Here is a 6,787-nt window from a genome sequence, read left to right as displayed (position 1 = left end):
AAGCCAAAGCTCTCCCCTTCGCACTTGTGTAGATACCAATGCCCAGTGGGAGAGTGAAATGACTTAAGCCGAATCTTTCGTGTTCAACTGCTTAACGCCTTACGCCTAAACAGAAACCTAAGGTCAAATAATTCCGGATCCAGCGAGCGTTGCATGCATGGATCTTGGATCGACCGGCGGTTAGGAACGCTTGATTAGACCCATTCTTGTTTCGTCGGTTTTACGACGACTTCGGGAACATTGGCGCGTGGCGGCAACGCACAAATCGTCGCCACGACTTCGGCGATGTCTTCGGGTTGCAAGATCGAATCCTTGTGTTCTTGTGAGACCGGGTTGGGGCGGTTCTCCAAAATCGGCGTATTGACTTCGCCGGGATACACGTTGGTGATTCGGACGCTTTCGTCGCGAACTTCGTTGCTAATCGCCGTTCCCAAAGCAGTCATGGCAAACTTGCTGGCACAATAGACGACGCCGCCAAGAGTGATCGCGCGTTTGCCGGCGACCGACGAAATGTTGACGACCAATCCGTCGCGGCGCTCTCGCATCGCGGGCAAGACTTCGTAGATGCATCGGTAGGCGCCGCTCGCGTTGATCTGCATCACACGATCCCAGTCTTCCGGCGACATCTCTGCCATCGTCCGCTTTTGGATGTTGATGCCGGCACTATTGACCAGGATGTCGGGATCGCCGAAGTGGCTCTTAACGGCAGCAAAAAAGTCTTTCACGCTGTCCGGGTCGGCGACATCGAGCGTGTGGCAATAGACCGGTGTTTCTGATTTGATCGATTGGGCAACGCTTTCAAGTTTCTCAATGCGTCGGCCTCCGACCGCCACGCGACAACCCAAGCTGGCGAGCTTCCTTGCGATCCCTTCGCCGATTCCGGTTCCGCCGCCGGTGATTGCGACAATTTTTCCTTTCAAATCACTCACTTAAATTACCTATGAATTCTGAGCAAAAAATGGTTGGTTTGGTGTGGATGTTTGATGCCGGTTCGCGTTAAACAGTCGGACCCGACGAGAAGCCGTTGTGCAATTGATACACGCAAACGGTCGTTTGATCGATCAGCGACCAATCCGGCACCCGTGTGGGGAGGTCGTCAGAGAATGTCAGCCCGATAAATCAGTGTTGAATTGAGGCTTTCGGATTGACCTTCTCGATTGCCGAAGGGGCGAAACCTCGAAGCTTCAACGGCGAGATTGATTCAATCAAAGCCAATCCTGATTCAATCCGTTTCGCTTATCATCCCTCTCGTCGTTGATCTCCGCATCTGTCGCGACTGGTCGTGACGTTTTCATAGCCATGCTTCCGCCGCCGAGCGTTTTTGCCCCATTCGCTCAGGCGGAGGCATGGTCAGTATCTCGGTCACCGAGGCTCGTTGCAATGATGCCGAACGTCGCCGCGTAGAGAACATTTGTCGTCATCAGGCCAACCAGCAGTGCCCAAGCCCAAATCAGCCCGACGCCGAATGAGCGAGAGGGACGCTTCCATGCCAAAAGCAACCCGAGAGGGAGCAGCCAGACCAGGACCAGCGTGAGACCTTCGTAGACAAGCGGCGTTTCAAACCAAGATTCGCGCACGTCGAAAAATCGGTCTTCTGTCGGTGCAAGCAGCCCATACGCTCCGGTCCCGTTCCACCACGTCGGGCTGGCCAACATCGTGGCCGTGGTCAAGATCCCGATCAGTGTGAATTGGCAGGCGATCAATCGTCGCGAAAGCGTGGTGCGCCAACTGTATTGATGATCCTGGCGATCCTGAGCGGCGATCGGCGAGATCATCAACGCCGCCAGCGAAACGCTCAGAACAGGTTCGACTACGCCGGCAAGCAAGACGACGCGGTTCGCCCACCCGACAAACCAGATCCACACCAAAGCAGCTAATCCACCACGCAGGACAAACCAGCGCAGTATTCTCGGGCACCGAGGTGCGATTCGATCGGCCAACGCCAAAACGATCGAAAGGGCGGCACCGATCAATAGGTATGCTCGGTAGATTGTCGTGCTTTCTGATAAATTCGAACCGTTGAACAATGCGTCCCAGATAAACAGCGGCGAAACCATCCAGCGGGCATCACGCGTCAATTCTGCTGTGCGAAAGAACTCGGCAAGGTTGGTGGTGCTCGCCGGTGCACCGGAAGCGAACCAAACCGCAACGTCAGGAAGTGCCGAAAGGAAATACAGTGCGGTGACGATTCCCAAACCGACTCTAACGAACGACAACGAACGCGCCGGGCTAGGGGCAAACCAAAACCGATTCCAGCTCGAGGTGAAGGCTTCTTTCACGGCGTGACCTCGTTCGTGTCGCGAGGCATGGTGGTGAGGCGCCGGGATTCGATCGCGACCAAGTTGACTCCGTTTTTGTTTCGAACCACTCGGGCCAGGTACGCAGGTCCCATCGCGTCCTGTTCGGCGGTCGTGAGCTGCGTCGGTAGTCGTACGATACGGACGGCAGCGATCGATTCGTCTGCTTTCACAAGTGGCAACAATAGCTGTGCGGCCAGCGAGCGTTGGTCGGATTCAGATAGCGTCGCAGCCAGGGTCATCCATTTGGCATAGCGATCCGAGGCCGCCAAACCGGACGGGCCTGAAGGTTCGATGGTCGTCCACCGCGTTTCCCGGTCGATAACAAATTGGCCGTTCGCGTCGACCGAGGCAACTTGAAGACGATGCGGTTGTTCGTCGGGCGTCGCGTGGGCGAGGTAAAACCGCCGACCGTCGGCGGCGAAGTGTGTTCCGCGCAAATAAGGTGTCAGTGTTTCCAGAAGTCGGCCTTGTGTGGAAGAAGGCTCAACAATTGCTGAATAGGAAACAAACAAGGCAGCCAAATGCAGGATCACAGCTAGACTGATCAGAATTGGCACCCATCCGGTCGGTGCGACGGTCACGACCGGCGACCGTTCAACCGTGGTCGCATCCGGCGATGTCGATGCGGCGTCCACGGTGGCATCGCCAGTCTCATCACGAGTGCCGGCGAGACCACGAGTCGTCTCGTGATCGGGGGTGGGTTTTCGTGCGGGTTTTCGACGAGCCATCGACGCGTGGTTGGGCGGGCAGAGTTAGGGCGGGCAGTGTGTGAGCCAGCAGTGCAAGTGAGAGAAGTTTCGCAGTGGCAAACCATCTCAACCTGATAGCCTACTCGCTCGGCGGCAATCAGAGAATCCAGTGAAGTAGACCCGACTAGGATTTGAAAACCTAGCGTGATTACAGGGGTTAACCTGGCCGTTTTTGGGGGATCGTTAAAGAATCTTTTCGGCCGAGAAAAACGGACCGTTGACCGAACTTATTTTGGCGGATAAAGTCTCTGATTCTGGCGAGGCACTTTTGGTTTCGCCGCCAACACGGTGGGTGTAGCTCAGTTGGTTAGAGCACTGGATTGTGGTTCCAGATGTCGCCGGTTCGAACCCGGTCATCCACCCCTTCTTTCTTTTGCCGTAATTTACCGGCCGGATCGCTCGCGAGCGTCCCCGCCTATTTGGAGTGCGGCCACGTTTTAAGTTCGGATTTGTACCGAAAAACCGCGTGCGATCCACGTTAGTGCCTCCTCGGCACCCAAGGTTAGGATTAGCCGATTGGCGTTAGCCACGGTTTCGGTGCAATCACCGGGGCTAATTACCGTCGGCTGATGAGCCGAACCCGAATAATTGGTCCAGTCGCTGGGCCGTTGAACAAACATCTCATCTGCGAAACGCAACGCCTGATGAGGGTCAGCTTTGCACCCGGTACATCGAGAAGTTAGGAACCAGCAGACCGGACCTGGTTCGGTAGTGTGCGAGCGCCAGCATTGGTGCTCCTGCCATTGATCACGATGGAACCAAAATTGTTCGGTTTACCATGCCCAATCGATTGACTCTCGCGCTACATTCGCCGGAGTGCTTCGATGGGATCCATCCGTGCCGCTTGCCGGGCGGGGTAGATCCCGAACACGATGCCGACCGAAAGTGATACCAGCGATGCAATTGCGACGGACCATGGTGTCACCATCGTTTCCATCCCCGATAGGTATGAGACCAACGAGGGAGCCGCTAAGCCAACGATGACTCCAATCAAAGTGCCAAACAGCGATAGCGATGCGGTTTCGATCACGAACTGAAAAATGATGTCGCGCTGTTTGGCACCGAGTGACCGGCGGATGCCGATTTCACGGGTCCGTTCACTGACGTTGGCGAGCATGATGTTCATGATGCCAATCCCACCGACCAAAAGTGAGATTGCCGCAGTTGCACCGAGTACAAAGTTGAAAATCCGCTGTGTCGCTTGAGCTTGTTCGAGCAGGTCGAGTGGAATCGTGATCGCGTAGTCTTCACGAGGGTGATATTTTGCCAATAACCCTTCCAAGGCTGCGGCGGTCGTTTTGACTTGATGGCGATCGACAACGCCGACGGTGATCTGGCTGAGTTCGAGTCGTTGCCTGGAAAAGCTGCCTTGTTGGCGCCGGGTGATCACATCGCCGATCCGGCTTCGATCGGTCGTGAGCGGAATCACGATGTCGCTGTTTAAATCCGAGGCCGACATGCTCGAACCGATACCCGCGGACGGTGTTTTGTAACCTTGGACGCCGATGATCCGAAAGAAGTGGGTGTTGTCGACTTGAATGGATTTACCCAAGGGTGACTTGCCTCGGAATACATTTCTGGCGATGTCTTCCCCGACAACACAGACGTTTGCGCGTTGCTTCAGGTCGGCCGGTTCGATCGGTCGTCCCAAGACAATCTCAATCTTGCTCGCTTCGAAATAACTGGGATAGACACCGACAATCCGCGCGTCGACGGTTTGGTCGGCGTAGCGAGCTTCCTGCCGAAATTCACGCAGCGGTGTCACCGACGTCGCCGAGTCGATCGTCTCTTCGATCCGCCGCAAATCATCGTACGTCAGTCCAAAATCTTGCTCGAACGATCGAAAGTTGATTTCCGATTCGCTGCTGCTTGGTTCTTTACTGCGTAAGATCACATTGCTGACACCTAACGCTTCGATTTGTGCTTGAGCTTGTCGACTAGCGCCTTCGGCAACGGCCAGCATGACGATCACACTGGCGACGCCGAAGACCAACCCTAAGACGGTCAGTAGTGAACGCAGTTTGTGCATCAACACACCTCGGACGGAGGTGTGAAAGATGGCTTGATAACGAAGAAAGCTTGATCCCATCACGCTTGCGGCGCCCCCGACGGCGCGGCCCCTCCGGCGCCGGCTTCTTGTTCGGCATCGGCAAAGTCATCGATCCCACGTTGGTAGGCGTCCAATGTGACCGTTTCACCTTCGCGAAGCCCCTCGAGGACCTCGACAAACGAGTGTGTGCTGCGTCCGGTTTCGATCGATCGACGGCTGATCGAACCACCATCGCGGACATACACATAGGACTGTTCAAAGTGCTCCGTGACGGCACCAACTGGGACGGTGATGACGTCTTCGTAGGTCCCGACCAGGATGTTAACTTCGGCCGTCATCCCCGGCTTAATATCCAACTCATCGGGTAACTGATCGATCACGATGATCGTTTCGTAATTCTGGACGCTGGAATAGCTGCTCGCCGCCATCCCGGCGACTTTGGTGACGCGGCCGGCCAGTTTTCGGTCGGAGAAGGCGTCGAGTCGAATGTCGGCCGTCTGGTCAACTTTGATCTTATCGACGACCGATTCGTGGACGTTCGCCTTGACTTGCATCCGACTCATGTCCGGCAGAAAGTAAACGTTGCGGCCTGAGTAAACTTCGGTGCCTTCGCGAATTCGTTCCGATGCGTCGTACCATCGTTCATTGGCGTACGCCACTGTGCCGTCCTGTTCGGCAAGAAGCGTGCATTTTTTTCGCAGTCGCTGCAGTTCTTCGAGTTGTTGTTCGAGGATGCTGACCGCCGACGCGGCGTTGTCGATCGCCGCTTGAGCTTTGAGTGTTTCCGCTTTGGCGGTCTTCTTGGCACGCTCGAGTTTTAGTTTGGTTTCTTCGACTTTGCCGCCAAATTCGATCAGCTTCTTGTCCCGGTCATAGGTGACGAGAACTTTGTACTTCTGTTTGTCACGTTCGACCTGGAATTGGAAATTTTGTTCACGAAGTTGGTACTCAAGCAATTGTTGCGGCGTGCGGTAACCCTTTTTGACGAGGATTTTGATGTTGTTTTTTTCGTCACGTACCTTTTCGAGTTCCGCTTCGGCTTCTTTGATCGCTCGATTCAGGTCTGCCTTTTCCGATTCAAAATCACCGAGGCGATACTTTTTTAGATCGATTTCTGCGATGTCGAATGCCAGTTTCGCCGCCGCGATGTTGGTCGCGTTTTCATCTTCTTTGATCGACAGTGACTGAACGGCTTCGGCGTGTTTTCCCTTTGCCTCGTTGATCTCGACTTCTTTTTCTTTGATGTCTTTGTCGATTTCGGTCGTTTCAAACTCCGCAACTTTGTCACCCTTTTTGACGCGTGAGCCTTCGGGGACGATGAACGTGATTTTGTTTCGACCTGGGATTTCGCATTTACCGTAAACGGTTTTTTGGCTTTCGATCGTGCCGCGTTCGACGACCCGATCTTCAATCGTTCGCCGCTGAACGACGTACGTTGCCTGAGCATCATTGGAAGAGTCGGCGCCGTTGAGGATACCGGGCATTTTGAGAACGGCGATGCCGGTGATCGCGAGGACAGTTACGATCAGGCCGTAGCTAGCGATTTTCTTCATAAAATTGGTCGAGGTCGGTGTAGACAATAACAGACGCTCGAAACGAGACTATTTGTCTAAAATTCTGACCCCTAAGTGTAGCCGAAGCTTCTCGGCGATGCATTGGAATTTGTATTCTGACCGGCAAACGTGATG

5 protein-coding genes and 1 tRNA gene are annotated in these 6,787 nt (G+C 54.7%); 1 reads left to right on the top strand and 5 read right to left on the bottom strand.

All coding sequences use genetic code 11. The features are described 5' to 3' along the window. Nucleotides 1–194: 194 nt before the first annotated feature. The 3 genes from FYC48_RS21310 to FYC48_RS21300 form a co-directional block, all read right to left on the bottom strand. Entirely contained in the window at nucleotides 195–929 is a 735-nt protein-coding gene (locus tag FYC48_RS21310) for an SDR family oxidoreductase (RefSeq protein WP_149498824.1), read from the bottom strand. A gap of 405 nt (nucleotides 930–1,334) precedes the next feature. Beyond that, nucleotides 1,335–2,279 (bottom strand): hypothetical protein, encoded by a 945-nt coding sequence (locus FYC48_RS21305; protein WP_149498823.1) that lies wholly within the window; start codon nucleotides 2,277–2,279, stop codon nucleotides 1,335–1,337. Beyond that, a complete protein-coding gene (locus FYC48_RS21300) occupies nucleotides 2,276–3,028 on the bottom strand; it encodes a hypothetical protein (RefSeq protein ID WP_149498822.1) in 753 nt (250 codons plus the stop codon). The genes FYC48_RS21305 and FYC48_RS21300 overlap by 4 nt, the downstream gene beginning before the upstream one ends. A 309-nt stretch (nucleotides 3,029–3,337) precedes the next feature. Here FYC48_RS21300 and FYC48_RS21295 point away from each other — a divergent pair. Further along, a tRNA-His gene (locus FYC48_RS21295) sits at nucleotides 3,338–3,411 on the top strand. 440 nt (nucleotides 3,412–3,851) lie between these two features. Here the strand turns inward: FYC48_RS21295 and FYC48_RS21290 are convergent. Both FYC48_RS21290 and FYC48_RS21285 read right to left on the bottom strand, forming a co-directional pair. Then, nucleotides 3,852–5,078, bottom strand: coding sequence for an ABC transporter permease (locus FYC48_RS21290; RefSeq protein ID WP_200836669.1), 1,227 nt, complete (start codon nucleotides 5,076–5,078; stop codon nucleotides 3,852–3,854). A 59-nt stretch (nucleotides 5,079–5,137) separates the two neighbouring features. After that, a complete protein-coding gene (locus FYC48_RS21285; protein WP_149498820.1) occupies nucleotides 5,138–6,652 on the bottom strand; it encodes an efflux RND transporter periplasmic adaptor subunit in 1,515 nt (504 codons plus the stop codon). Between the last annotated feature and the right edge of the window lie 135 nt (nucleotides 6,653–6,787).

The organism is Roseiconus lacunae (genome assembly GCF_008312935.1).
GTDB lineage: Bacteria > Planctomycetota > Planctomycetia > Pirellulales > Pirellulaceae > Stieleria > Stieleria lacunae.
Note: the sequence above shows the minus strand (reverse complement) of the source record. Positions and strands in the feature narration are given on the sequence as shown.